The organism is Streptomyces sp. NPDC090021, from assembly GCF_044748225.1.
GTDB lineage: Bacteria > Actinomycetota > Actinomycetes > Streptomycetales > Streptomycetaceae > Streptomyces.
In genome coordinates this window covers 1-26574 of the sequence record NZ_JBIVFO010000061.1, presented here as the reverse complement: position 1 = coordinate 26574, position 26574 = coordinate 1, and the positions used below count along the sequence as shown (strand labels likewise).

Sequence of the window (26574 nt, the reverse complement as noted above, 5' to 3'; positions counted from 1 at the left end):
CTACTTCACCGAGCCGGCCATCACGCCCTGGACGAAGTGCCGTTGGAAGGCGAAGAAGACGACCAGCGGAACCACCAGCGACAGGAACGCCCCGGGTGCCAGGACGCCGATGTTGCTGCCGAACTGCCGCATCTGGGACTGCAGGGCGACCGTGAGCGGCTGCGCTCCGGTGTCCGCGAACAGCAGCGCCACGAGCATGTCGTTCCAGACCCAGAGGAACTGGAAGATGGCCAGGCTCGCGATGGCCGGCCGGCCGAGCGGCAGCACGAGCCGGGAGAAGATCCGCCACTCGCTGCCGCCGTCCATCCGGGCGGCCTCCAGCATCTCGCGCGGGATCTCCGCGAAGTAGTTGCGCAGGAGGAAGATCGCGAACGGCAGTCCGTAGGCGACGTGGAAGAGGACCACTCCCGCGATCGTCCCGAACAGGCCGACCGCGCCGAACAGTTTGGCCACCGGCAGCAGCCCGATCTGCACGGGTACCACGAGGAGCCCGACGACCACGAGGAAGACGGCGTCCCGCCCGGGGAACTCCAGCCACGCGAAGGCGTATCCGGCGAGCGCCGCGATGACGACCACCAGGACGGTGGTCGGTACGGAGATCAGGACGGTGTTCCAGAAGGCCGCCCCGATACCGGAATCCCTCAGCAGGGCGCTGTAGTTGTCCAGGGACAGCTGGGAGGGATCGGTGAGGGCGGTCCACCAGCCCTCGGTGGCGTTGTCCTGCTCGGAACGCAGGGAGGACAGCAGCAGGCCCGCCAGCGGCGTGATCCATACGAGGGCCACCAGGATCAGGACGCCCTGGACGACGGAGCTGCCCAGCAGCCGCGAGATCCGGCCCCCGCGGCGGCGCCCGGGTGCGGATCCGGGCGGCGTCGCGGACGACCGCCCGGGCGCGTGTGCGGACGGCTGCGCGGACGGCGGTGCGGGCCGGCCGACGGGCCGGAGCGCCGTCGTCCGCCCGGACGGGCCGCGCCGCTCGACGGTGCTGTGGCCGCTCATGCTCCACTCCTTCGGAAACGCCGGACATTGAAGATCATCGCGGGGACGACGAGGAGCAGGAGCACCATGCTGAGCGCGCTGCCGAGGCCCTGGTCGTTGCCGCCGCCGAAGGAGACCAGCCACATGCGGGTGGCCAGTACGTTCGCCTCCTCCTGGACCGGTCCGGGTGCGATGATCCAGACGAGGTCGAAGACCTTCATCACGTTGATGACCAGGGTCACGAAGACCACGGTGAGCACCGGCGCGAGCAACGGCACGGTGATCTTGCGGAAGATCTGGCCCTCGGTGGCGCCGTCCATGCGCGCGGCCTCCAGCGCGTCACGCGGGATGGCCGCCAGGCCGGCACCGATCAGGACCATCGAGAAGCCGGTCCAGACCCAGAGGTAGGCGCCGATGATGGCGGGTGTGACCAGCGCGGGACCGAGCCAGTTCACGCCCTGGTACGGGGCCTCGAAGTTGGCCGCGGGCAGCCGGACGGTGTAGTCGCCGTCGGCCAGGCCGGCGAAACGGAAGGATCCGTCGTCGGCCGTGGTGGCCGTCGCGGCCACCCGGCCCTCCCGCACGGCCTCGACCGTGACACCGGGCAGCCCCTTCTCGCCGGGGTCGATCCTGCCCGGTGTGCCGGTGCCGCCGGGGGCGAAGTCCAGGTGGACGACACCCCCGATCGCGTCCGGGGCGCCCGTGGCGGGTGTGGCCCCGGCCGGGTCGGCCGCGGGTTTCGCACCGGCCGGCAGGGCGTCGGGAGCGACCCCGATCAGCCCGAGGGCGATCGAGTCCCCGGGCCGTACCGTCGCCGTGGTGCTGTACGGGCCGCCCGCCCCGCCCGTCAGGCCGTGGCCCTCCCGGGCCCGGGCCGTCGGATACGCGGCGGCGTCGTCGAAGCCGTCGTGGACGGCGACGGCGGCGGCGTTGAGCACGCCCCGGTCGGGGTCCTGTTCGTAGGCGAGCCGGAAGATGATGCCCGCGGCGAGGAACGACACGGCCATCGGCAGGAAGAGGACCAGCTTGAACGCGGTGGCCCAGCGCACCTTCTCGGTGAGTACGGCCAGCAGCAGCCCCAGGCCGGTGAGCAGGGTGGGGGCGACGACGACCCAGAGGGCGCTGTTGCGGATGGCCTTGAGGGTGGCCGGGTCCTGCACGAGCGCCGCGTAGTTGGCGGCGCCGACGAACCGGTCGCCGTCGGCGTCGAAGAGGCTGCGGCCGAAGGAGAAGAGGACGGGGTAGACGACCAGCGCGCCGAGCAGCAGCAGGGCCGGCAGGACGAAGACGACCGCGAGGCGTCGCTTCCTGCGCTGGGCCCGGCGCCGGCCGTCGGCCGCGGGGCGGACAGTCGGTGGGCGGACGGTCGGTGGGCGGACGGTCACGGTGTCAGCCATGGCGGTCGCCTCAGTTCCCGTAGGCCTTGGCGGCCTCGGCCTCGAGCTTCGCGGCGGTGCCCTGCGGGTCGGAGGGGTCGCGCAGGAAGTCCTGGAGGAACTTCCACTCGCCGGCGCCCTTGGTGCCGCCGAACGCGGCCGGGGCCTGGTCCGACATGTCGAAGCGGATCGAGTTGCCCGCCGCGATCAGGGAGTTGGCGGTGCTGCGGGTGGTGTCGTCGCTGTACGAGGCGAAGTCGACCTCGTTGTTCGGGGACAGGAAGCCGCCCGCGCCGGCCCAGACCTCGGCGGCCTCGGCGCTCGCCAGGAACTCGACCAGCTTCATGCCGGCCTTGCCGTTCTTGCCGTCCTTCAGGACGACCGCCGCGTCACCGCCGCTGACCACCGGCGCCCGGCCGCCGTCGACCGAGGGGAAGGGGAAGAACTTGGCGTCCTTTCCGAGCTCCTTGCCGAACTGCCCCTTGGCCACGCCGCCCACGAAGTCGCCCTCGTAGACCATGCCGGCCTTGGGCTCCGGGCCGAAGACCTGCGCCACCGATGAGGGGAAGTCGGTGCCCAGCGCCGCCTGGGCGCCGCCGGCGACGAGCTGCTTGTCCTTGAACAGTTCCCCGAGGGTGGTCAGGGCCCGCACGACGCTCTCGTCGGTCCACTTCAGCTTGTGCTGGGCGAGCTGGTCGTACTTCTCCGGTCCGGCCTGGGAGAGGTAGATGTTCTCGAACCAGTCGGTGAGGGTCCAGCCGTCCTCGCCGGCTATGGCGAAGGCCGGGCGGCCGGAGTCCGCGAGGGTGCGGCCGACCTTGAGCATGTCGCTGTAGCTCTTGGGCTCGCCGACGCCGGCCTGGGTGAAGGCCTCGGGGGCGTACCAGACGGTCGACTTGTGGGCGGCCTTGAAGTAGAGGCCGTAGTACGTGCCGTCGACGGTGCCGTAGTTCTTCCACACCGGAGCGAGGGTGGATCCGGCCGTCTGGGCGGTCTGCTCGGACAGCGGCCGGAGCCAGCCCTCCTTCGCGAACTGCTGGAGCACGCCGACCTGCGGGACCATCACCACGTCGGGCGCGTTGCCGCCTTCGATCTTGCTTCCGACGAAGGTGGAGACGTTGTCTCCGGAGGGCACGAAGACCGTCTTGGCGCCGGTCTTCTGGGTGAAGGCGTCGAGGACCTTCTTGAAGCTCTGCTGCTCGGCGCCGGTCCAGACGCCGGCCACGGTGACGGTCTGGCCGCCGAGTTCGCCACTGCTCGCGGGTCCGGTGGCCCCGCCGCAGGCGGTGGCGCCGAGGGCGATCGCGAGGGCTGCCGTCGCGGTGGCGGCACTGCGGCGGGTCGTCTTGCCGGGTCGTCGCATGAGGAGTCCTTTCGGGGAGGTCCGGGGCCGGGGAGGGGCTGCCCGGAACCAGGGGCTGAGGGGAGGAACGGGCTACGGGGCTGCGCGTACGGAGGCGGAGGGCTGGGGGCTGGGGGCTACGGCAGCGGGGCCGCCGGAGCGGGAGCCGGGTACTCGCTCGCCCACCAGGCCGCGGTCGCCGCGGGGAGCACCCCGTCGGGGCAGGGGCCGCTGGCGAGCAGCGGAGTACCGGGGACCGGTGCGGGCACCGGCTCCGTGCCGAAGTTCACCGCGCAGATCAGGCCGTCACCGCGGGCGATGGCCAGGACCTGCGCGGGCGCGTCCAGCCAGCGCAGGGTGCCGTCGCCGAGCTGCGGCAGGGTGCGCCGCAGCTGGAGGCCGTCGCGGTAGAGGTGCCAGAAGGAACGGGTGTCGGCCAGGGCGCGGTCGGTGGCGTGTTCGGCGAACCAGTCGGGCTGCGGGAGCCACGGCCTGACGCCGGCGGTCTCCTGGCTGAAACCGAAGGGGGAGGCGTGCCCGGACCAGGGCAGGGGCACGCGGCAGCCGTCCCGTACGTGCTTGCGGCTGCCGGTGCGGCGGAAGATCGGGTCGGTGAGGACTTCGTCGGGCAGGTCGAGGACCTCGGGCAGGCCGAGCTCCTCGCCCTGGTACACGTACGCGGCGCCGGGCAGCGCGAGCATCAGCAGGGCCGCGGCGCGGGCGCGGGCCGCTCCCAGTCCGCTCCCCTCCACTCCCGGCTCGCCCGCGTAGCGGGTGACCGTGCGGACCTGGTCGTGGTTGTTGAGGACCCAGGTGACGGTGGACCCGGTGCCGGCGATGTCACGCATCGCCTCGGTGATCGTGGTGCGGAAGGCCTCGGCGTCCCAGGGCGCGCTCAGCAGGTCGAAGAAGAACGCCTGGTGCAGTTCGTCGGGGCGGACGTACGCGGCGTGCTCGCTCGCGGTGGGCACGGACACCTCGCCGACCAGCAGCCGCTCGTGGCCGTCCCGGGCGGTGTACTCCTCGCAGACCGAGCGCCAGCGGCGCCACACTCCGTGCACCTCGGGCTGGTTCCAGGCCAGCTGGTTGACGGCGTCGCGGGCCCGCTCGTCGGCGGCCGGGTCGTCGGAGTCGGGCAGCTCGGGGTGCTTGAACAGTCCGGCGGCGACGTCGATGCGGAAACCGTCGACGCCCCGGTCCAGCCAGAAGCGCAGCACCCGCTCGAATTCGTCGCCCACGGCGGGGTCGCGCCAGTTCAGGTCGGGCTGCTCGGGCGTGAAGAGGTGCAGGTACCAGTCGCCGGGGGTGCCGTCGGGCCCGGTGGTCCGGCTCCAGGCCGGGCCGCCGAACATGGCGTGCCAGTTGTTGGGCGGCTCCGCACCGTCCGGGCCGCGGCCCGGCGCGAAGTGGAAGCGGGAGCGCGGTGCGCTGCCCGGCGCCGCGGCGAGCGCCTCGCGGAACCACGGGTGCTCGCTGGAGCAGTGGTTCGGAACGATGTCGAGCAGCAGCTTGAGGCCGAGCCGGTGGGCGTCGGACACGAGGCGGTCGAACTCCGCGAGGTCGCCGTAGACCGGGTCGACGCCGCAGTAGTCGGCGACGTCGTAGCCGTGGTCGTGCTGCGGCGACGGGTAGAAGGGGCTGAGCCAGATGCCGTCCACGCCGAGCTTGCGCAGGTAGGGCAGCCCGGCGCGGACGCCGGCGAGGTCGCCGACCCCGTCCCCGGTGCTGTCGAGGAAGCTGCGGACGTAGACCTGGTAGATCACCGCGTCGCGCCACCAGGGGGCGGAAGGGGCTGCGCTGCGGGAGGGGCGACCGGTACCGGTCGGAAGGGTGCTGAGCATCTCGCGTCGACCTGTCTGCTGAATGCGAGAGCGCCCTGGATCAGGTGCGCTGTTATGCATGCATGTTAAGTAGCAGCGACTGGAAGGTGTCAACGATGTGTCCAGAAACAAGCAAAAGCTGGGGTGCTTTGTCCCTTAATACCCACATGCATGACTGAGGGCTCCTGCTTAACATGTAAGTAGGAGCCCTCAGGGGAGGGGGGAAAGTGCGATCAGTCCGTGCGGGAAATGGCCCCGAGCTCTCGCGCCAGCCGCGCCACCGCCTCGTCGGGCGTCTGCCGCAACGCCATCAGGTCCTGCCCCACGGCCTGCACGGCGAGGCTCACCTGGTCGTAGCGCGGGCTCTTGGGACGCGGCACCGCCGACAGCACGCTCTCGCGCAGGGTCGGCAGGTACGGATACGCGCGGACCAGCTCGGGATCCTCGTACAGCGCGGCGCGCACCGGCGGCAGCGAGCCCTCGGTCAGCACCCGCCGCTGCACCCGCTCGCTGGTGAGGTAGGAGATCAGGTCGGCCGCCGACGCCGGATGGCGTGCGTGACTGCTGACGGCGAGGTTGGAGCCGCCCAGCACGCTGGTCCCGGGCCCGTCGGCCCCGGGCAGCGGCACCGCGTCGAACCGGCCCGCGACCTTCGAGCCCGCCGCGCCGGCGTCCGCGTACACGTACGGCCAGTTCCGCAGGAAGAGCAGCCGGCCGTCCTGGAACGCCTTCCTGGACTCCTCCTCCTTGTAACCGAGCGCCTCGCGGGGGATCCAGCCGTCCCGCACCCCGTCCGCGAGGAACCGCAGCCCGGTGCGCGCCGCGGCGGAGTCCACGGTGACGCGGGTACCGTCGTCGCGCAGGATCGAACCGCCCGCCGAATGCACGGCCTCGGTGACGTTGACCGTCAGCCCCTCGTACGGGAGGAACTGGCCGGCATAGCCGTCCAGACCATGCCTCGGGGCGATCGTGCTCGCCTGGCGGACCAGTTCGGGCCAGGTCCGGGGCGGCTGCTCGCCCTCCAGGTCCAGGATGTCCTTGCGGTAGTACAGCAGACCGGCGTTGGTCACGTACGGCACCGCGTACAGCCGTCCGTCGAACGTCGCGGTGTCCACGACCGGCCGCAGGAAGGCGTCCAGGGGGAAGCGGCCGCGTTCGAGCGGGGAGATCCATCCGGCGGCGGCGAATTCGGACGTCCAGGCGACGTCGATGTTCAGCACGTCGAACCGGTCACGGCCCGATCGCAGTTCGCTGATCATCTGGGCCCGGGTCTCGTCGGCCGAGTCGGGCAGCTCGACCAGCGTGACGCGCTCGCCGGGACGGCTCTCGTTCCAGTCGTCGAGGAGCGGACCGAGGTAGTCGGTCAGATCGCCCGCCGTCACGAGCGTCAGGGGACCGCGGGCGTCGGAAGCGGCGCCCGTGTCGGGGCGGACGCCGAGACCGGCGTACCCCGCCAGCACCACCGCCACCACCAGGAGAGCTCTACCCGCGGCACGCATCCACCGCATAGATTCCTCCCAGTGCACGATCCGGCTGCATCGCCGACCACCGTGGCCTATATATACCCGTTAGGCATGGGCGATACTAGACGTCCAGGCAGACCGGACGGTCGGCGGCGACATCCGTCCCGGTGCCAGTGAACGGTTCACTACGGAGCGGGAGGGAGGGGGAGCGAGTGCGGCTGGCGCTCCTTGCGCTCCTCACCCGTAGCCCTGCGCACGGTTACGAGCTCAAGCAGGACCTTGAGAAGCTCCTGGGCGCCGCGTACCCTCAGCCCAACGTGGGTCAGATCTACGTCACCCTCGGCCGGCTGGAGAAGAGCGGTCTGATCGAGGGCGAGGACGTCGAACAGTCGGGCCGGCCCAACAAACGCACGTACAAACTGACGGACGCCGGCCGCGAAGCCGTACTGGCGTGGTTCGAGGACACCGCCGAGGAACCCCGGGTACGGGACGAGTTCTTCATGAAACTGGCGCTCGCACCGCAGTCGGGTCTGGCCGATCCCATCGCCCTGATCAACAAGCAGCGCCGCCAGTACCTCAACACCATGCGGGACCTGTCGAAGCTGGCCGCGGCCGAGGACCGCGACAACAAGATCTCCCAACTGCTGATCGAGGGCGCCATGCTGCACCTGCAGGCCGACCTCGACTGGCTGGAACGCTGTCAGGAGGAGCTGGAATGAGCGACGACGCCACCGCCGCTCCAGCCGTGCCCGCCGTCCGCCCCGCCCCGCCCATCGTCCGGGCCGAGGGGCTGACCAAGACCCACCACGGCGAGGGCGCACCGGTGCCCGCCGTCCGCGGGGTGGACCTCTCCGTCCAGCCCGGCGAGTTCGTCGCGGTCACCGGCCCGTCCGGCGCCGGCAAGTCCACGCTGCTGCACCTCATCGGCGGCCTCCAGCGGCCCGACGGCGGCAAGCTGTGGATCGACGGCGAGCGGGTCGACACCTACCGGGAGGCCCGCTGGGCCGTCCTGCGCCGCCGCAGCATCGGCGTCGTCTTCCAGTTCTTCAACCTCGTCTCCAACCTCACCGTCGCCGACAACGTCGAACTGCCCGCCCTGCTCGCCGGCGCCTCCCCGAAGGCCGCCCGCGCGTCCCGCGCCGAGCTGCTCGCCGAACTCGGCCTGGAGGGCCGCGAACGGGCCATGCCCGGAGAGCTGTCCGGCGGCGAACAGCAGCGCGTCGCGCTCGCCCGCGCCCTGGTCAACCACCCCGCACTGCTGCTCGCCGACGAACCGGCCGGCAGTCTCGACAGCAAGGGCACCCGTGAGGTGCTGCGGCTGCTCACCCGCTTCCACCAGCGCGGCCAGACGATCATGATGGTCACCCACGACGCCCGGATGGCCAGCGCCGCCGACCGCGTCATCAGCTTCTTCGACGGCCGGATAGCCGACGACGCGCAGCTCGGCGGCGGACGCCGCCCCGGGCTGTCCGGCGGCGTCTGCGACGTGCTCGAACTCAAGGAGTGACCGTGCGGGCCACCCTGCGCTGGGCTCAGGCAGACTTCCGCGCACACCGCGGCGAAGCCCTCTTCGTCGTCCTGGCCAGCGCCGGGGTCATCGCCTCGCTGCTGCTGGCCGGCGCACTCTTCGGCTACGCCGCGAACCCCTGGCAGCGGGTCTTCAACCAGTCCCACGGCGCACACATCTGGCTGCACACCCGAGCCGGTGCGGACACGGGAGCCCTGTCCGGCGTGGACGGGGTCGCGGAACTGTCGGGGCCCTACCGTACGGCGGCCACCACGGCCGAGTCCCGCGGGGCCCGGGCCGCGGTGACCCTCCGCGCGGCCTCGGAGCAGCCCCCGCGCACCGGCCGGCCGGTCGTCGGCAGCGGCAGCTGGCTCGGCGCGCCCGGCGCCACCGCCGGTCCCGTCTCCGGCGCGGGCTCCGTCGTACTGGAGACCTCCGTCGCCCGGGCCCTGTGGGCGGAGCCGGGCGACACCGTACGCGTCACCGGGCCGGACGGCGCCCCGCACCTGCTGCGGGTGAGCGGGACGGCCGACGTGGCCGAGCCCCGCTACCAGCCGGGCGGCGCGGCGGGCATCGGCTGGGTGCTCCCCGCCACGCTCGACGAGATCGCCCGGGGCGACACCGGCCAGAGCGTGGGCCTGCGCCTTCAGGACCCCGGTGACACGGACTTCATCGTCCAGCGCGCGGTCACCGTACTCGGTGCCGACCGCGTCGCCGAGGTCACCAAATGGCAGCAGGCACGCGCCGACGCGGGCGGCGACGACCGGCTGCTCGGCGCGATGTTCGGCGTCTTCGGCCTCGGCGCGCTGCTCGCGGCCGCGCTGGCCGCGTCGGGAGCGATCGGCGCCCGCGTACGGGGTCAGCTGCGGGACATCGCCGTCCTCAAGGCGATCGGCTTCACCCCCGGCCAGGTCACCCGCGGTTTCCTCCTGCAGCACCTGGCCTTCGCGCTGCTCGGCGTCGCCCTCGGCACCACGGCGATCGCCCTGCTCGGCGCCCGGATACCCGGGCGGATCGGGGAGGCCGCCGCCGTGTGGCAGGACCTGCCCGGCCACACGGCGATGATGATCGGCATACCCGTCGGCGCGGTCCTGCTGATCGCGGCCTCCACCGGGCTCGCGGCCTGGCGGGCCGGACGGGTGCCGCCGGTGCCGGTGGCCCGCGCGGCGCTGCCCTCCGCCGCACCGATGACCGCACTCGGCAAGCGGGCGCTGGGCGTCCGGGTGCCACCCGCTCTCGTCCTCGGGTGGCGCGCGGCGTTCCCCCGACGCGGCCGGACGCTCGTACCGGTGGCCCGGCTCGCGCTGCCGCTGGTGCTCATCACCGTCGCCCTCGTCACCTGGTCGACGCTCGACCAGTTCCGCAGCCGCCCCGCGCAGATGGGGCTGGCAGCGGCACTGACCGTACGGGCCGGGCAGCCCGCCGGACCGGCGGACGCGGAGCTGGAGCAGACCCTCGCGGCGGTTCCGGACGTCGCCGCCGTCCATCCGGGGGCCGAGATGGCCGCGCTGGTCCCCGGGCAGACGGGGACCATCACGCTGCGCGGGCTGGGTACGGCCCGGCAGCCCTACCCCTCGGCGGTGGTGGAAGGACGTGCGGTCGCCGGCCCCGACGAGGCGGTGGCCGGCCAGGGACTGCTGGACCTCCTCGGCGTACGGGTCGGCGACTGGGTGCGGATGACGGTCGGGGGCCGGCCGCAGATCCTGCACCTGGTCGGCCGCACCATCGAGCCCGATTCCGGCGGCCGGGTGATCACCACCACCCTCGACGCCCTGCGCGAACGCGACCCCCGGCTGCGGCCCGCCTACCACGCCCTGGAACTGCGCGAGGGGGCCGACCCGCGGGCCGTCGGCGGAGCCCTGGCCGCGGCGGCCGGCGGGACCCTGGAGATCCGCGAGACGCCCAACCCGGCCGACCGGCTGGAACCGGCCCGCGGGGTGATCGGCGCCCTGATCGCCGTACTGGCCCTCATCGGACTGATCGAACTGCTGACCCTGATCGGCACGGGCGTACGCGACCGGGGCCGCGACCTGCTCGCGCTGAAGGCGATCGGGCTCACGCCCCGGCAGATCGGGGCGATGATCGTGACCGCCGCGGGGCTGACCGCGCTCGCGGCCGCGCTGGTGGGGACGGCGGTGGGCGTCCTGACCGGCACCTGGCTGGTGGACACCCAGGGTGCGTCGAGCGGGATCGGCGCGGGGATCGCCCAGCTGCCGCCGCCGCCCGTACTGCTGGCCGTGACCGTCGGCGCGGTGCTGGGCGCGGTCGCGGCGGCGGCGCTCCCGGCGACCCGCGCGGCCCGACGCCGCCTGGCGGACTCACTCGGCGAAACCCTCTGACTCCCCGCCTCCCACCTGCGGGTGGGCCGGTGAGGGATACCGGTGGTAGGCCGCACGGCTGACGGGCGTCGGGCTGGCACGCCTGCGCGCCCAGGCGGACGGGGACCGCAAGGCCGACGAGACCAAGCGGATGATCGACCGGGTCCGCACCTTCATCGGGTACCGGGAGTACCCGAAGTACGACATCGTCAGCCGCTACTCCCTCTACAAGCAGGCCCTGATGGGCGAGGCGGAGCGCCTGGTGCGCGCGGGCGTGCTCACCGAGCGGGAGGACGTCTTCCACCTCACCTTCCAGGAGTTCCACGAAGTGGTGCGCTCGAACCGGACGTTCGATCCGCACCTCGTCCAGCAGCGTGAAGAGGCGTTCCGGGCGCACCACGCGCTCACCCCGCCCCGGGTGCTCACCTCGGACGGCGAGGCCCTCACCGGGACGTACCGCCGGGACGACGTGCCGCCGGGTGCGCTGGTCGGCGTACCGGTCTCGGCCGGGACCGTCGAGGGGCGGGCCCGTGTCGTCCTCGACATCGCGAAGGCCGACCTCGAAGCGGGAGACATCCTGGTCACGGCCTTCACCGACCCCAGCTGGTCGCCGCTCTTCGTCGGAATCGCGGGCCTGGTCACCGAGGTGGGGGGCCTGATGACCCATGGCGCGGTGATCGCCCGGGAGTACGGCCTGCCGACGGTCGTCGGCGTGGAGGGGGCCACCCGGCTGATCGGGGACGGTCAGCGGATCCGCGTGCACGGGACCGACGGGTTCGTGGAGACCGACGGGTTCGTGGAGATCCTGGACTGACGGCCGCAGACCGGACGCTCTCCGGCATTCTCGGCAGCGAACAGCCGTCAGGGTCCCTGTCCGTCGCGGGTCAGGGGGCAAGAGGGTTTCCCCGAAGCCGATTTGACCTCACCATGTCATTCGTTTGATCATTTGCTGTTCCCTGTACGCGAAGACGAAGGAGCACCATGCGCGTCAGCGCCGCACGCCGTCTGTCCGCCCTGGCCCTCACGGGCGGACTGACTCTCTCCGCAGCACTCTGCGCCGCCTCCCCGGCCTCGGCCGCCGCCATCACCTGCCGGGCGGCGGGCGGCGAGCTGTACGTCACCAAGGCCTCGGCACCCGTGCGGACGATCTACTACGAGACCGGCCGGGTCGTCGACACCGTCCACCGGACGAACCGGCTCAACTTCACGAAGCAGTGCACCAACTCGAAGGGCAACCTCTGGTACTGGGTCGACAGGACCCACGGCGTGAAGGACGGCTGGATCTACTCCGGCAACGTCGCCCGTATCTGAACCCCTGCGCCGCACCCCGGGGGACCGGCGGGGAGGGTCAGGTCAGGCTCCAGGACCAGGTGACCAGGTGCCGTCCGCGGCGACGAGTCAGACGAGGCAGACGAGTCAGAGTACGTCGGTCGGACCGGGAGGCCGATCCTGCCTGATCGTCAGGACGTCCCGGGACGATGGTCAACGGCCCCAGCGCAGTGACGGGGTCTGTACCGGGGCGTCCCACAGACGCAGGAGTTCCTCGTCGGCCCGGCACAGCGTCACCGAGCACCCCGCCATGTCCAGCGACGTGACGTAGTTCCCCACGAGGGTCCGGGCCACCGGCACACCCCGGTCCGCGAGCACCTGCGCCACCGCCGCGTGGAACCCGTAGAGCTCCAACAGCGGTGTCGCGCCCATGCCGTTGACCAAGGCCAGGACCGGTCCGTCGGCCGGGGCCACGTTCGCCAGGTCGTCCAGTACGGCGCCCACGGCGAACTCGGCGATCTCACGGGCCGACATCATCGGGCGGCGCTCCCGGCCGGGCTCGCCGTGGATGCCGATGCCGAGTTCGAGTTCGCCGTCCGGCAGGTCGAAGGTGGGGCTTCCCTTGGCGGGCGTGGTGCAGGCGCTCAGGGCCACGCCGAAACTGCGGGAGGCCTTGTTGACGCGCTCGGCCACCGCCGCGACCTGCTCCAGCGCAGCGCCCTCCTCGGCGGCGGCCCCGGCGATCTTCTCCACGAAGAGGGTGGCGCCCGTGCCGCGACGCCCCGCCGTGTAGAGGCTGTCGGTGACGGCCACGTCGTCGTCGACCAGCACGCGCCGGACGCGGATGCCGTCCTCCTCGGCGAGTTCGGCGGCCATGTCGAAGTTCAGCACGTCCCCGGTGTAGTTCTTGACGACGAACAGCACCCCCTGCCCGGAGTCCACGGCCTTCGCGGCCCGCAGGACCTGATCGGGTACGGGCGAGGTGAACACCTCGCCCGGACAGGCTGCCGACAGCATTCCCGGGCCGACGAAGCCCGCGTGCAGGGGTTCGTGCCCGGAGCCGCCGCCGGACACCAGGCCGACCCGTCCGCCCTCGTGCGCACCCCTGCGCACGACGACCCGGGCCTGCGCATCCACCTCCAGCTCCGGATGTGCGGCGGCCAGCCCGCGCAGAGCATCGGCGACCACGGTCTCAGGACTGTTGATCAGCATCTTCATGGCGCATCTCCCGGTGGGGCTGGCAGGTGACTCTCCGAGCACACCGCTCATCACTTCGACGGTAAAGGAGCCCGCCCCGCTACGACAGGCCGACGCCACCGGCCGGAGTCCAGCGGCGACCATGAACGGTCGCGCACTGCCGCGCCTGCTGACAGGATGGGTGGCGGACCTGGCGGGAGTGAGCGGGCACCGCGTCGTCCGCCGCCTCAGAGGCGGACGGTGCCGGTCATGCCTCCGGTGCACGAGCCCGTCGGCAGTGCGTCCTCGACGGCGCCGCCCGCACACGGCGAGCAGGACAAGCGCCCGCTTACTCGGTTCTCGGCCGGGCAGAAGCCGGATATGTCTACCGCCCGTTCGGGCCGGCGCGTACGTGCAGGCCGAACGGCACAGGAGTGCACACCGATGCTGTATGCGACCTGGTCCTCTCTGAAGAGCGGGGTTTCCCGGGCGTCCGCAGGCGCCGAGGCGCGGGGAGGTGCCCCGTGTGCGGCTTGAGCGGTGAGGTCCGCTTCGACGGCAGGCGGCCCGATCTGGCCGCCGTCGAACGCATGACCGACGCATTGGAGTCGCGTGGGCCGGACGGCAGAGGAGCCTGGTCCCAGGCGGCAGTGGCCCTGGGACACCGGCGGCTGCGGATCATCGACCTGTCGGAACGCGGCGCCCAGCCCATGGTCGACGCACAGCTGGGCCTCACCTCGGTCTTCAACGGTTGCATCTACAACTACCGGGAGCTGCGCACCCGCCTCGAACGGCTCGGGCACCGCTTCTTCTCGGACTCCGACACCGAGGTCGTCGTCAAGGCGTACGCGGAGTGGGGGCGCGAGTGCGTCGAGTCCTTCGTCGGGATGTTCGCCTTCGCCGTCGTCGAGCACCGCACGGGCCGTGTCGTACTCGGCCGCGACCGGCTGGGCATCAAGCCCCTGTACGTCACCGAGGACGCCGACCGGCTCCGGTTCGCCTCCTCCCTGCCGGCCCTGCTGGCGGGCGGCGGGGTCGACACCTCCATCGACCCGGTGGCCCTCCACCAGTACCTGAGCTGGCACGGCACGGTGGCCGCGCCCCGCACGGTGCTGGCCGGCGTACGGAAGGTCCCGCCGGCCACCGTCCGGGTCGTCGAGCCCGACGGCACCCGCCACGACCACCGCTACTGGCAGCCCTCGTACACCAGGCACTCCGAGCTCGGGGACGACCCCGCCGCCTGGCGGGAGGCCGTGCACGACGCGCTGCGGACGGCCGTGCGGCGCCGTACGGTCGCGGACGTCCCCGTGGGGGTCCTGCTGTCCGGCGGCCTGGACTCCAGCCTGATGGTGGCGATGCTCGCCGAGGACGGACACCATGACGTCCCGACCTTCGCGATGGGCTTCGAGGAGGAGAACGGTGAGGCCGGTGACGAGTTCCTCTACTCGGACCTGGTCGCCCGCCGCTTCTCCACCGACCACCACCAGTTCATGATCCCCTCCGACCGCCTCCCGACCGCCCTGGAGGCCGCCATCGCAGCCATGAGCGAGCCGATGGTCAGCCACGACGCCGTGGCCTTCCACATGCTGTCCGAACAGGTCTCCAAGGAGCTGAAGGTCGTGCTGTGCGGCCAGGGCGCCGACGAGGTGTTCGCCGGCTACCACTGGTATCCGCAGATCGCCTCCGCCACCCGGGCGGGCGCGGCCGACGCCTATGCCCGGGCGTACTTCGACCGGTCGCACACCGACCTGAACGCCATGCTCCACCCGGACTTCGCCGTCGGCCCCGACGCCTCGGCGGACTTCGTCCGGAGCCACATGGACGACCCCGGGGCCGACACCGCCCTCGATGCCGCGCTGCGGATGGACGTGCACGCGCTCATGCCCGACGACCCGGTCAAGCGGGTCGACAACATGACGATGGCCTGGGGACTGGAGGCGCGGGTGCCGTTCCTGGACCAGGACCTCGTCGAGCTGGCGGCGGCCTGTCCGCCGCGGCTGAAGCTCGCGCAGGGCGGCAAGGCCGTGCTCAAGGACGTCGGCCGTGCCGTGCTGCCCCGCGAGGTCGTCGACCGTCCGAAGGGCTACTTCCCCGTCCCGGCCGTGCGGCACATGGCTCAGCCCGTCCTGGCCCGGGTACGGGACGCCCTCACCGCCCCGGAAGCACGCCGACGCGGAATCTTCGAGCAGCGTGTCGTGGCCGAGCTGCTCGCGGCACCCGACCGGCACCGCGCCAGGCGCGGGGCGAACACCCTCTGGCAGGTCGCGTCGCTGGAGATCTGGCTCCAGGCCCACGGCATCCACTGAAGGCGTGGGGGCCGAGTGGTGGGAACACCCCGGAAACGGAAGCCTGGGAGAGGTGGCCATGCCCCTGGAGCGGACGAACCCCATGGATCACGCAGTCGGTACGGCCGGCGGGACCCCGGCACCCCCCGGTGCCGGGGACCGTGACCCGGCCCCGCCCGCGGCCGCAGCGGCCCCCGTCCCGGTGCGGCTGCCCGACCACGCCGGCGCCGCCGACCCGCCCACCGTGCTCGCCGCCCACGGCTGCTGGTACCCGTCGGCCGACCCCACCGGCGAGCACGTCGCCTTCATCTGCGACCGGGCCGGCGTGCCCCAGCTGTGGAGCGGGCCCGCCCGCGGGGCCGAGGCCCACGTCCTGGACGGCGACCCCGATCCGGTGACCGAGGTCTCCTGGTCCCCCGACGGACGCTGGATCGCCTACACCTCGGCGCCGGGCGGCGGCGAACACACCCGGGTCCTGGCGGTGCGCCCGGACGGGACCGGACGCCAGGTCCTGGCCGGGGCCGAGCCCGGAAGCTCCGCCCATCTCGGGTGCTGGACCCGCGACGGTACCGCCCTCGCCGTCACGGTCGCCCAGCCCTCCGTGTCGGGTGCGGAGCACGCCGGACCGGGACACCTCCCCCCGGACACCGACGGCCCACCGGCGACCGGTGCGAGGACCCCCGGCGCGGCCTGGTCCGAACGCGGCGGCACCGCGACCCTGCTCGGAGCGCCGCCCCCGCAGGCGGCGGCCCGCCCCGACCAGGACGTCGGCCGGGTCCGCGACGGCGGGCTCGCCGCATACCTGGTCGACCCGGACGGAGCGCAGGCGCCCGTCCTGCTGTACGGCGAGCAGGGGGCGGCCTCGCTCCGCGTGTGCGACACCAGCCCGGACGGCCGCTTCGCGCTCGTGCGCCGCGGGCCGCGCGGCCGGCGCGAGGCCCGCGTGCTCGACACCGGCTCCGGCCGTACCACCTTCGCCCTGCACGTCGCCGACGGGGACCCGTGGATCGGCCGCTTCGCCGCCGACGCACGGACCCTGTGGCTGCGCAGCGACACCGACCGCGAGTTCGCGGCCCTCCTGCGGGTCCGGCTGGACGAGCGGGGCGCGGGCAGGAGCGTGTCCGTGACGGTGGAACGGGAGGAGTCCGCCCTCGACCTGCTGAGCATGCCCGACCACGGCCGCTGGGCCGTCCTGGCCTGGAACGTCCACGGCGCGACCGAGCTGGAGAGCACGGTCCTCCCCCTCACCGACGCGGACGGCGACATCGGACCGCGACACCGTCCCGTGCTGCCGCACGAAGTCGTGACCCGTATCGCACCCGTGGAACGCGGCGGCCTGTTCGCCGCGCTGGCCGGATCCCGGCGCAGGCCCGGCATCTGGGAACTGGACCAGGGCCTCGTACCCGCACGCACGGGATGGTCGGCCCCCGACGAGGAAGCGGTACCGCCCGGTCGGCCCCCCGTACGCCCCGTGCCCCTGCGCTGCCGCGCCCGGGACGGGCTGGTCCTGGGCGGCTGGTACTACCGGGCGCCGGGCCAGGACCCGGGCCGGCCCGCCCCGTGCGTCATCCACCTCCACGGCGGTCCCGAGGAACAGGAGCGCCCGGTGTTCAGCCCGCTCTACCACGAGCTCCTTGGCAGGGGACTGGACGTGTTCGCCCCCGACGTCCGCGGATCCTCCGGCTGGGGGCGCTCGTTCGTGGACGCCGACCTCGGCGCCGGCCGCTTCGCGGCGATCGACGACGTCGCCGACTGCGCCGCCCACGTGGTCTCACTCGGCTATGCCGACCCCGTACGGCTCGGGGTGATGGGCCGCTCGTACGGCGGCTACCTCACCATGGCCTCCCTGGTGTGGCACCCGGACCTCTTCCGCGCCGGGGTGGCCGTCTGCGGGATGTCGGACTTCGCCACGTTCTTCGCCGGTACGGAACCGTGGATCGCCCAGTCCGCCACGGCCAAGTACGGCCATCCCGAACGTGACCGGGACCTGTTGCGCGCCCTGTCCCCGATGAGCCGCATCGACCAACTGCGGGCGCCCGTGCTGGCCGTCCACGGGGAACACGACACCAATGTGCCGCCGACGGAGTCGGAACAGTTCGTCCGCGCGGCACGCGGACGGGGAGTGCCCGCGCGGCAGCTGACGCTGCGCGACGAGGGCCACGAGTTCCTGCGCGCGGACAACAGGCGCCTCTACCGGCGCGCCGCCGCGGACTGGCTGGAGCGCCATCTCGGCAGCCCGCCGCCTCCCGGCCGCCGGGGCGGCTGACGGCAGGGCAGCGGCGCCCCGATCATCCTGGGCGCCGGTCATCCTGGGCGTCGGTCCTCGTTCGCATCCGGTCCTTCGGGACGCGCGGTGTGATCGCGGTGGCCGAGGGCCCTGCGGGCCTCTTTCATCTCCGCCTCGTACAGGTGCTGCCTCCCGGCCGCCAGCGCAGCGACCGCCTCGTGTTCGAGATCCCTGAACGGCTCGTAGTAGGTACGGTCGTACGCCTCGACGATCTGGAAGGTCCAGCGGCCGGGGATCACGTCGCGTCCCAGGATGTCCCTCTCGACGCGGTCGGCCCAGCCGTCGTGTCCGGCCGCCCTCAGCAGTGCGACCGTGCGGTCCAGTTCCAGATCCGCAGTCCCCGTCAGCTGGTGGAATCCGTAGAGGTGGCCCCGGGCACGCTCCACCGTCTCCAGCGCCTTCGACAGGGACCCGAGGGCTTCCACCGTCAGATCGCCGACCCCGTCCGGGCGCTGATGTGAGGGATCCGGTCCGTCATCGCGTCGCGTCATACTTCGCCAGTGCCCGGCCGTGCCGCCCGCCCAAGCCCTTCCGCCACCGGCGTCCCCCGAAGGCACCATGCGATCGCAGGGCCACGTGCGCCCCCGGGTCGTGTCCCCGCGGACGGCGGCTTGCAGCGCGCGCCGGTCTCGTAGATGTGGCGTCATTCCTTCGGGTGACGGGCCAATCCGCCGGGCGGGTGCGGCCGAATACCGGGCGTGAGCAGCTTCCGCACCACCGCCGCCCGGGTCGGCCCCGGGGCCCTGTCCGGCCTGCTGGCCGGCCTCACCGCGCTGGCGGTGGCCGAGCTGACGGCCGCCCTGGTGCGGCCCGCGGCCGGACCGGTGACGGTGGTCGGGGGCGCCGTCATCGACCGGACCCCCGCGCCGGTGAAGGACTTCGCGATCCGCACGTTCGGGGAGAACGACAAGCTCGTCCTCCAGCTCGGCATCCTGGTCCTGCTGAGCCTGTCCGCGATCGGCCTGGGCATCCTCGCCGTCCGGTACCGGTGGGCGGGGGCTGCCGGGGTGCTGGTGTTCGGGGTCGTCGGCGGGGCCGCCGCCCTGAGCCGGCCCGACAGCGCCGGAGCCACGGACGTCCTGCCCTCCGTGGCGGGCGCGGTGGCAGGCGCTGCGGTGCTCCACCTCCTGGCGGGCCGGGCCGACGACGCCGGCTCGCCGAACCGCCCCGACCGTCACGGGACCGGTCGGAGCCGGCGGGAATTCCTCAACGCCGCTGCCGCCACCGCGGCCGCGGCGGCCACCGCCGGAGCGCTGGGGCAGGTGCTGTCCGGGCAGCGGGGGCAGGGAGCCGTCACCTCCCGCAACGCACTCCGCCTGCCCGCCCCCGCCTCACCCGCTCCCGCGGTTCCGGCCGGCATCCGGCTGAAGGTGGACGGCATCAGCCCCTTCACCACGCCCGTCCGGGACTTCTACCGCGTCGACACCGCGCTCACCGTCCCCATGGTCGACGCCGGCACCTGGCGGCTGCGGATCCACGGCAAGGGCGTCACCCGCCCCCGTACCTACACCCTCGAAGAGCTCCTGGCCCGCCCGCTCATCGAACGGGACATCACCCTGACCTGCGTCTCGAACGAGGTCGGCGGCCCCTACCTCGGCAACGCCCGCTGGCTCGGGGTGCACCTGGCCGACCTGCTGGCCGAGTGCGGGGTGAGACCGCCGTCGAAGGGCGGCACCGCCGATCAGCTGGTGGCGCGTTCCGTGGACGGCATGACCCTCGGCTCGCCGGTCGAGGACGTCATGGACGGCCGCGACGCGATGCTCGCGGTCGGGATGAACGGCCAACCGCTGCCGTTCGACCACGGCTTCCCCGTCCGCATGCTCGTTCCGGGCCTGTACGGGTACGTGTCGGCCTGCAAGTGGATCACTGACATCGAGCTGACGACCTTCGACGCCTACGACCCGTACTGGGTGAAGCGGAGGTGGGCCCGCCGCGCGCCGGTCAAGACCCAGTCCCGCATCGACACCCCCGAACCCTTCGCGCGCCCCGCCGCCGGCCCGGTCGTGGTCGCGGGTGTCGCCTGGGCCCAGCGCCGCGGCATCACCCGCGTCGAGGTCCGTATCGACGACGGACCGTGGCAGGACGCCGACCTGGCCGCCCAGGCCACCGTCGACACCTGGCGCCAGTGGTCCTACCGCTGGAACGCCACGCCCGGCGGGCACACGGTCACCGTCCGCGCCACCGACGGCACCGGTCAGGTCCAGACCGAGCAGCGCGCGCGAACCATCCCCGACGGGGCGAGCGGACGGCACAGCGTCTTCGTCACCGTCCCCCAGACCCCCGGCCCGGCCCACCTTCGGACCGGTCCGGCAGCACCACCCCCAGAAGACCGACAGAAGCTCAAGGGGAGCAACTGATCATGAACACTCTGCAGATCCGTCGTACCGCGATCGCCGTCGCCGCAGCCGCCCTGCTGCCCTTCACCCTCGCCGCCTGCTCCGACTCCGGCAGCGACACCGAGGCCGCCCCGCCCGCAGCCGCCGGGGACCAGGCCAAGACCGGTGAGAGCACCCCGAGGGACGGTGCGATGACCGGTGACGAGCCGTTCGGCGCGGCTTGTGCCGGTGTCCCGAAGGAGGGCGCGGGCTCGTTCGACGGCATGGCCAAGGACCCGGTCGCCACCGCCGCCTCCAACAACCCGGCCCTCTCCACACTCGTTGCCGCGGTCAAGCAGGCCGGCCTCGTCGACACCCTGAACAACGCCAAGGACATCACGGTCTTCGCGCCGACCAACGACGCCTTCGCGAAGATCCCGCAGGCCGACCTCGACAAGGTCCTCGCCGACAAGGAGCAGCTGACCAAGATCCTCACCTACCACGTGGTCGGCCGGAAGCTCACCCCGCAGCAGCTGGAGAACGGCTCCTTCGAGACCCTGCAGAAGGGCATGGTCACCACCTCGGGCTCCGGCGAGGCCTACAAGGTTAACGACACCTCGAACGTGGTCTGCGGCAACGTCAGGACCGCCAACGCCAACGTCTACATCGTCGACACCGTCCTGATGCCGAAGTAGCCGGCGCGAGCGGCGGCGGGAAGCGGCCGGCGGCCCCGCCCTCCCAGGGGGCGCGGCCGCCGGCCCCGGTCCTCCCGGTGAGCGGCCACGGCCGGGGCGGTCAGGAAGTGGTGGGGACCGCCGCGTCGAGGCCGCGGGTGGCCACGAGCTGGGCGCTGCCGTCGGACAGCCGGTAGGACAGCCCCACCACGGCGGACCGGCCGGCCGCCACCGCCTCGGACAGGAAGCGGGAGCGCTCCAGCAGCAGGTCCACGCTGTGCTCGATGTGCTCGGCCAGGATCTCATCGGCCGTCTCGCGTCCGGCGGCACGGGCCGCCAGCACGCTCGGGGTCACCCGTTCGACGACGTCCCGGACGAAGCCGCCCGGCGTCTGCCCGTTCTCCAGGGCGGCGCAGGCCGCGGCGACCGCGCCGCATGAGTCGTGGCCGAGGACGACGACGAGCGGCGCATGGAGGACGCTCACGCCGAACTCGATGGACCCGAGCACTTCGGTACCGATCACGTGCCCGGCGGTGCGGACCACGAACAGGTCACCCAGGCCACGGTCGAAGATGATCTCGGCGGCCAGCCGGGAGTCGGAGCATCCGAACATCACCGCGAAGGGCTGCTGGGAGGGCGCGACCTCGGTGCGGCGGATGGCGTCCTGGTTCGGGTGTTCGGGGGTGCCGGCGACGAAGCGCCGGTTACCGGCCATGAGCAGGTCGAAGGCGTCGCGGGGCGTCGGGGTCTGGGTCTCGGTCATGGTCGCAGCCTACGAGGCGGCACCCGCCGTCGCAGCAGGTGACCCCGCCGGACGCGCCGAGCCGACTGACGCGACCGGCCCGGCAGCCCTGCGGTCGCCGGCCGTCCGGCCACCTCCACCGGTCCGGTCGTCTGACCACCCCGAAACGCGGGCAGACGGTCAACCGGGGCGGAGGGAGGCCCGAGGATGTCCAGGATCCGTGACCTGCTCGGCCGCGCGAAGGGCGCCGCGGCCGCGTTCGAGGAGCAGCGTGTACGGGCGCTGGCCCGCCACGACGCCGAGGAGGCCGCCGAGCGGGAACGGGCGGCGCGCCTCCACCGCGCCCAGGCCCGGGACCGCGCCCAGGCCCGGGACCGCGCCCCGGAACCGGCCCGCGCCGTGCCCTGGGGCATGCGGGTCGCGGCCGAGGTCGCCTGGCGGTTCCTGGTTCTCGCCGCCGCCGTGTGGGTGCTGATGCGGGTGATCGGGTCCGTTCGGCTGGTCGCGCTGGCCTTCGTCGCCGGGCTGCTGATCACCGCGTTGCTCCAGCCGACGGTCGCCCGGCTGCGCCGCCGGGGACTCTCGCAGGGGCTCGCCACCCTGGTGACGGCGCTCTGCGGGTTCTTCGCGCTCGGACTGATCGGCTGGTTCGTCGTGTGGCAGGTGCTCGACAACCTGGGCAGCCTGTCCGAACGGCTCCAGGAAGGCGTCGCGGAACTGAAGCGCTGGCTCCTCAACAGCCCGTTCCACGTCACCGAGCAGCAGATCAACGAGGTCACGGAGCGAGTGAGCGAGGCCATCGGCAGCAGCGCCAGCGAGATCACCTCGACCGGGCTCCAGGGAGTGACCGTCCTGATCGAGGTCATCACCGGCATGCTCCTGGCGATGTTCGTCACGCTCTTCCTGCTGTACGACGGAAGACGCGTCTGGGAATGGACGCTGAGGCTGCTGCCGGTCGCCGTGCGGCCCCGCGTCGCCGGGGCCGGGCCGCCGGCGTGGCGGACGCTCACCGCCTACATCCGCGGGACGCTGGTCGTCGCCCTGATCGACGCGGTGTTCATCGGGGCGGGGATCTACTTCCTCGGAGTGCCCCTCGCCGTACCCATCGCCGTAGTGATCTTCCTGGCCTCGTTCGTACCGCTGATCGGCGCCATCGCCTCCGGTGCGCTCGCCGTGATCGTCGCCCTGGTCACCCAGGGAGTCTTCACCGCCCTGATGACCTTGCTGGTGGTGCTCCTCGTCCAACAGATCGAGGGGCACATCCTGCAACCGTTCATCCTGGGACGGGCCGTGCGGATCCATCCGCTGGCCGTGGCCCTGTCCGTGGCCACCGGAGGGCTCGTCGCCGGGATCGGCGGAGCGGTCGTCGCCGTCCCGCTGGTCGCCGTCACGAACACGGTGATCACGCACCTGCGGGCCCACGGCGGCGAGGACGACGGGCCGACGCCCGGACCGGCAGCCGAACCCGGCGCGCCACCGGCCCCGGAACCAGGCCCCACTCCCCGGGCGACACCGGCCGGGGCCGCGGCTCCCGCCGGCCTCACGCAGCCCGGCCACCCGGCTGCCGGCGGGGAGCCCGCCGAGCCGGCCGAGGCCCCGGAGCGGCGGCCCGACGTCATGGAGTGAACCCCGGCGGGGAGCGGGGCCCCGCACACCGGTGCGGGAGCAGGGGGGCTCATCCCCTGCTCCTGTCCGGACGCAGGCCTGCGTCACCCGGAGCCGGGGGCGGTACCGCCATGCTCCCGGTCCGCCGCAGCGTGTCCCCGCCGGGTGCGCTTCAGTGCGGGGAACGAGCGACACCGTGCGAGGGCAGCGGTGCGGATCCGCCGGCTTCGGGCGAGGAAGACCGTCGCCGGACGCGGCTCATCACGAGAACGAGGACGGCTGCGGCGCCGTAGGCGATGTTGCTCAGCGACGGAGGGAAGTGGAGCGTCGGGGCGAGTACGTAGACGGCGGCGCCCGCGACGGGGACACCGAGCCATTCCCAGCGTCCGTCCAGGGCGACGAGGGCGATCAGGAGGAGGGCGTACCAGGAGTATCCCGGGGTGAGGAGGAGGAAGGACCAGCCGGTGACCAGCAGGGCGCCGCTCCAGGGGCGCTGCGGATCGCCGCGCCGCATGACGTACAGGCACACCGCCGCGACGATGAGGACCAGGGCGGGCAGCGCCCAGGCGTCGGGCAGTACCAGGCGCAGGAGTGAGTAGCGGGACCCGGCCGAGGGGTCGTCGTAGCCCTCCTCGTCGACGTAGCCGCCGAGGTAGCCGAAGACCGAGCCGTGGGAGAGGAGGACGTACGGGAGGTAGGCGAGTGCGACGAAGCCCGCGGCGGGCAGCAGGACGGCGGCCGCGTCGCGGACGCGCCGGACCCCGGACAGCGCGCCGGGGAGGACGACGGCCGGCATGAGCTTGGTGGCGACGGCGGCGCCGATCAGTACGCCGCCCGCTGCCCGCCGGGTCAGGGTCCGGGAGGCGACGAGGCCGAGTCCGGCGACCGTGAGCAGCACGCCCAGCACGTCGACGTGCGCGTTGTTGACCGCTTCCAGGGGGACGGCCGGACACCAGGCCCAGTACGCGGCCTTGCGCAGGTCGCCGCCGCGCCGGCGCAGGATCAGCAGGAGCACGCCTGTGACGCCGAGGGAGATCAGGGCGGCGCCGGTCTGGAGCGCCTTGTGCCGGGCTCCGGCCGGGGACAGCTGGTCGACGGCCAGGAAGTACGCCTCGGCGACGGGCGGGTAGATGGTGTGGACGGCGGGCCTGTTGATGCGGGTGCAGTGGCGCGTGCCGTCGGCGGACGGGACGGAAGCGAGGTCCGGGCCACCGCACGCGGCGCCGGTGGGGAAGAGCCAGGGATCGCGCAGCGAGGCGAGGGCCGGATCCTGCGGGGGGTGGTCGTACGGGGAGGTCCCGGCGGACTGGACGCGGCCGTCCCAGGCGTAGCGGTAGGAGTCGGTGCTGGTCCGCGGGGGTCCCAGCAGTCCGGTCACGGTGACGGCGACGGCACCCGCGACGATCAGCCACGCGAGGCGGCGGGGCGGGACCCGGCGCACCGCGAGCAGCGCGGCGGCGAAGAGCACCCAGCCGACCGCGTACCACCCGAAGAGCCCGAAGGGGTCGCCGAAGTAGTCCCCGTGCACGACGGTGAGGGCGAGCACCGTCGTGAGCGCGGCGAGAAGGAGGGCGGTGGCTGCGAATGCGGCGCGCGGAGCGAGGGCGGGAGGCGGTTTCACCTGCGCAAGCGTTCCAGGAATCGGACCTGTCGCATGCCTCGCCACCTCGGATGTCCGTGTTTCGTAAGGTGTTCGGGCCACCTGTGCGGCTCTCGTCGGGGGTGTGATGGGGGCATGCGTTTCACCCTTCCTCCGGGGCCGCCCGTCACGTTCAAGGCGCGCCTGCACGATGCCCGTACGGCGACCGCGATCGGTCGCTGGCTCGGCGCGGCCGTGGTCGTCTGCTTCGCGACCGGTGTGCTCAGCCATTACCTGCAGCACCCGCCGGGGTGGCTGGCCGACCGGCTGCCCAGCCGCCCGTACTGGGGCTACCGGCTCACCCAGGGACTCCACGTGGCGTCCGGGACCGCGGCGGTTCCGTTGCTGCTGGCGAAGCTGTGGGCGGTCTACCCGCGCCTGTTCGCGTGGCCGCCGGTGCGGTCGCTGCGGCACGCGCTGGAGCGGATCTCCGTGGCCGTCCTCGTGGCGGCCGCCCTCTTCGAGCTGTTCACCGGACTGCTGAACACCTTCCAGTGGTACCCGTGGCCGTTCAACTTCGTTCCCGTGCACTATGCGGTCGCCTGGCTCCTGCTCGGCTCCCTGCTCCTGCACGTGGCCGTGCGATGGCCGCAGATCCGGGACCACTTCACCCGCCGTTCCCCCGGAACCCTGGCCCTGCCCGCGGCCGACGGCCCCGACCGCAGGCAGCTCCTCCTCGGCGTCACCGCAGCGGTCGGAGCCGTGACGCTGACCACGGCCGGACAGTCCGTCACCGCCCTCGGTGCGCTGGAGCTGTTCGGTCCGCGCAGCCCCGCCCACGGGGAACAGGGGCTCCCCGTGAACCGGACGGCCGCAGCCGCACGCGTCACCCGGGCCTCGCTGGCCGACTGGCGGCTGACCGTGCACGGGCCGCGTCCGTACGCCCTCACCCTGGCGGAGCTGCGCGCGATGCCCCAGTACGAGGTGACCCTGCCCATCGCCTGCGTCGAGGGCTGGAGCAAGTCCGCGAACTGGACCGGAGTACGGGTGAGGGACCTCCTGGAGCGGGCGGGCGCCGGCCCGGACGCGCGGGCCCGGGTGGTCTCTGTGGAGGCGGCGGGAGCCTACCGCGTGATGGAGATGGGGCGCTCGTACGCGCAGGACCCGCTCACGCTGCTGGCGCTGCGCCTGAACGGTGAGGTGCTGTCACTGGACCACGGCTATCCGGCACGGATCATCGCCCCGAACCGGCCCGGTGTCCTGCAGACCAAGTGGGTCGGCCGGCTGGAGGTCGCGTGATGGGCTGGCGACACATGACGGGCGGACTCGGGCTGCTGAGCGCGGCCTGGGGCGGATGGCTGCTGCTCCAGCAGCCCGAGCCATGGCGGATCGCCGTCTGGCTCGGCGGAGCGGTCGTGGTGCACGACGGGTTCGTCGCGCCGCTCGTGCTCGCGGTCGGGGCCCTCGCCGCCGCCACGGGCCTGCGCCTGCGAGGCGTCCCGCGTGCGGCGCTGATCGTCGCGGGCTCCCTGACCGTGATCGCGCTCCCCCCGCTCCTGCGCCCCGGCGGCGTGGCCAACCCGACGGTGCTGCCGCTCGACTACCTGCGCAACTGGCTGCTGGCCATGGCGGCCGTCGCGGTGTTCACCGGCCTGCTCGCCGCCCTGGGGGCCCTGAAGCGCCGGTCCGGCCGCCGGGCCTGAGAGGCCTCGCACGACAACCGCCGGGGTGGGGGGGGGCCCCCCCGGGGCCCCCCCCCCCCCCCGGGGGGGGGGGGCGCCGCCCCCCCCCCCCGGGCCCCGCCCCCCCCCGCCCCCCCCCCGCGGCCCAGGCAAACA

Annotated in this window: 20 protein-coding genes and 1 pseudogene; 12 read left to right on the top strand and 9 right to left on the bottom strand. The window is 73.1% G+C overall.

Features of this window, described 5'->3' with window-relative positions:
• From ACIPXC_RS32710 to ACIPXC_RS32690, 5 genes are all read right to left on the bottom strand, one after another.
• Positions 1–999 (bottom strand): carbohydrate ABC transporter permease, encoded by a 999-nt coding sequence (locus ACIPXC_RS32710; protein WP_401625460.1) that lies wholly within the window; start codon positions 997–999, stop codon positions 1–3.
• Positions 996–2375, bottom strand: a complete 1380-nt coding sequence (locus tag ACIPXC_RS32705) for an ABC transporter permease subunit (RefSeq protein WP_401625457.1) — start codon at positions 2373–2375, stop codon at positions 996–998. Before ACIPXC_RS32705 ends, ACIPXC_RS32710 begins: the two co-directional genes overlap by 4 nt.
• 10 nt (positions 2376–2385) lie before the next feature.
• A complete protein-coding gene (locus tag ACIPXC_RS32700) occupies positions 2386–3717 on the bottom strand; it encodes an ABC transporter substrate-binding protein (RefSeq protein ID WP_401625454.1) in 1332 nt (443 codons plus the stop codon).
• Between the two features lie 116 nt (positions 3718–3833).
• A complete protein-coding gene (locus ACIPXC_RS32695; RefSeq protein ID WP_401625451.1) occupies positions 3834–5537 on the bottom strand; it encodes a glycoside hydrolase family 13 protein in 1704 nt (567 codons plus the stop codon).
• Positions 5538–5749: 212 nt separating this feature from the next.
• Positions 5750–7024, bottom strand: a complete 1275-nt coding sequence (locus tag ACIPXC_RS32690; protein ID WP_401625448.1) for an ABC transporter substrate-binding protein — start codon at positions 7022–7024, stop codon at positions 5750–5752.
• A gap of 167 nt (positions 7025–7191) precedes the next feature.
• On the opposite strand from ACIPXC_RS32690, the gene ACIPXC_RS32685 reads away from it, so the two are divergent.
• From ACIPXC_RS32685 to ACIPXC_RS32665, 5 genes and pseudogenes are all read left to right on the top strand, one after another.
• Positions 7192–7698, top strand: a complete 507-nt coding sequence (locus ACIPXC_RS32685; protein WP_030660918.1) for a PadR family transcriptional regulator — start codon at positions 7192–7194, stop codon at positions 7696–7698.
• Positions 7695–8486, top strand: a complete 792-nt coding sequence (locus ACIPXC_RS32680) for an ABC transporter ATP-binding protein (protein WP_401625444.1) — start codon at positions 7695–7697, stop codon at positions 8484–8486. Before ACIPXC_RS32685 ends, ACIPXC_RS32680 begins: the two co-directional genes overlap by 4 nt.
• A 2-nt stretch (positions 8487–8488) precedes the next feature.
• Entirely contained in the window at positions 8489–10825 is a 2337-nt protein-coding gene (locus ACIPXC_RS32675; RefSeq protein WP_401625441.1) for an FtsX-like permease family protein, read from the top strand.
• Positions 10826–10898: 73 nt separating this feature from the next.
• Positions 10899–11618, top strand: a pseudogene (locus ACIPXC_RS32670) (PEP-utilizing enzyme); the annotation flags it as partial.
• A 167-nt stretch (positions 11619–11785) separates the two neighbouring features.
• Positions 11786–12115 (top strand): hypothetical protein, encoded by a 330-nt coding sequence (locus ACIPXC_RS32665; RefSeq protein WP_401625438.1) that lies wholly within the window; start codon positions 11786–11788, stop codon positions 12113–12115.
• A gap of 171 nt (positions 12116–12286) precedes the next feature.
• Here ACIPXC_RS32665 and dhaK read toward each other — a convergent pair whose 3' ends face one another.
• Positions 12287–13291 (bottom strand): dihydroxyacetone kinase subunit DhaK, encoded by a 1005-nt coding sequence (dhaK, locus tag ACIPXC_RS32660; protein WP_401625435.1) that lies wholly within the window; start codon positions 13289–13291, stop codon positions 12287–12289.
• 482 nt (positions 13292–13773) lie between these two features.
• Here dhaK and ACIPXC_RS32655 point away from each other — a divergent pair, with 482 nt between their 5' ends.
• Complete coding sequence (locus ACIPXC_RS32655; protein WP_401625432.1) at positions 13774–15555, top strand: N-acetylglutaminylglutamine amidotransferase; 1782 nt, start codon at positions 13774–13776, stop codon at positions 15553–15555.
• A gap of 82 nt (positions 15556–15637) precedes the next feature.
• On the top strand, positions 15638–17800 hold the full coding sequence (locus ACIPXC_RS32650; RefSeq protein WP_401625429.1) for a prolyl oligopeptidase family serine peptidase: 2163 nt from the start codon (positions 15638–15640) through the stop codon (positions 17798–17800).
• Positions 17801–17838: 38 nt separating this feature from the next.
• On the opposite strand, the gene ACIPXC_RS32645 is transcribed toward ACIPXC_RS32650, so the two are convergent.
• Positions 17839–18312, bottom strand: coding sequence for a hypothetical protein (locus ACIPXC_RS32645; protein WP_401625426.1), 474 nt, complete (start codon positions 18310–18312; stop codon positions 17839–17841).
• A 198-nt stretch (positions 18313–18510) separates the two neighbouring features.
• Between ACIPXC_RS32645 and ACIPXC_RS32640 the strand changes: the two genes are divergently transcribed.
• The gene (locus tag ACIPXC_RS32640) at positions 18511–20178 is read left to right on the top strand and encodes a molybdopterin-dependent oxidoreductase (RefSeq protein WP_401625477.1); all 1668 of its coding nucleotides are present in this window, start codon (positions 18511–18513) and stop codon (positions 20176–20178) included.
• A 2-nt stretch (positions 20179–20180) separates the two neighbouring features.
• A complete protein-coding gene (locus ACIPXC_RS32635; RefSeq protein WP_401625423.1) occupies positions 20181–20831 on the top strand; it encodes a fasciclin domain-containing protein in 651 nt (216 codons plus the stop codon).
• Between the two features lie 100 nt (positions 20832–20931).
• Here the strand turns inward: ACIPXC_RS32635 and ACIPXC_RS32630 are convergent, their stop codons facing one another.
• Positions 20932–21573, bottom strand: a complete 642-nt coding sequence (locus tag ACIPXC_RS32630; RefSeq protein WP_401625420.1) for a carbonic anhydrase — start codon at positions 21571–21573, stop codon at positions 20932–20934.
• Between the two features lie 186 nt (positions 21574–21759).
• Between ACIPXC_RS32630 and ACIPXC_RS32625 the strand changes: the two genes are divergently transcribed.
• The gene (locus tag ACIPXC_RS32625; RefSeq protein WP_401625417.1) at positions 21760–23178 is read left to right on the top strand and encodes an AI-2E family transporter; all 1419 of its coding nucleotides are present in this window, start codon (positions 21760–21762) and stop codon (positions 23176–23178) included.
• A 151-nt stretch (positions 23179–23329) separates the two neighbouring features.
• Here ACIPXC_RS32625 and ACIPXC_RS32620 read toward each other — a convergent pair whose 3' ends face one another.
• A complete protein-coding gene (locus ACIPXC_RS32620; RefSeq protein WP_401625414.1) occupies positions 23330–24778 on the bottom strand; it encodes a glycosyltransferase 87 family protein in 1449 nt (482 codons plus the stop codon).
• A 114-nt stretch (positions 24779–24892) separates the two neighbouring features.
• Between ACIPXC_RS32620 and ACIPXC_RS32615 the strand changes: the two genes are divergently transcribed.
• Together ACIPXC_RS32615 and ACIPXC_RS32610 are read left to right on the top strand one after the other, a co-directional pair.
• Entirely contained in the window at positions 24893–26035 is a 1143-nt protein-coding gene (locus ACIPXC_RS32615; protein WP_401625411.1) for a molybdopterin-dependent oxidoreductase, read from the top strand.
• Complete coding sequence (locus tag ACIPXC_RS32610) at positions 26035–26439, top strand: hypothetical protein (protein ID WP_401625408.1); 405 nt, start codon at positions 26035–26037, stop codon at positions 26437–26439. Before ACIPXC_RS32615 ends, ACIPXC_RS32610 begins: the two co-directional genes overlap by 1 nt.
• Positions 26440–26574 lie beyond the last annotated feature (135 nt).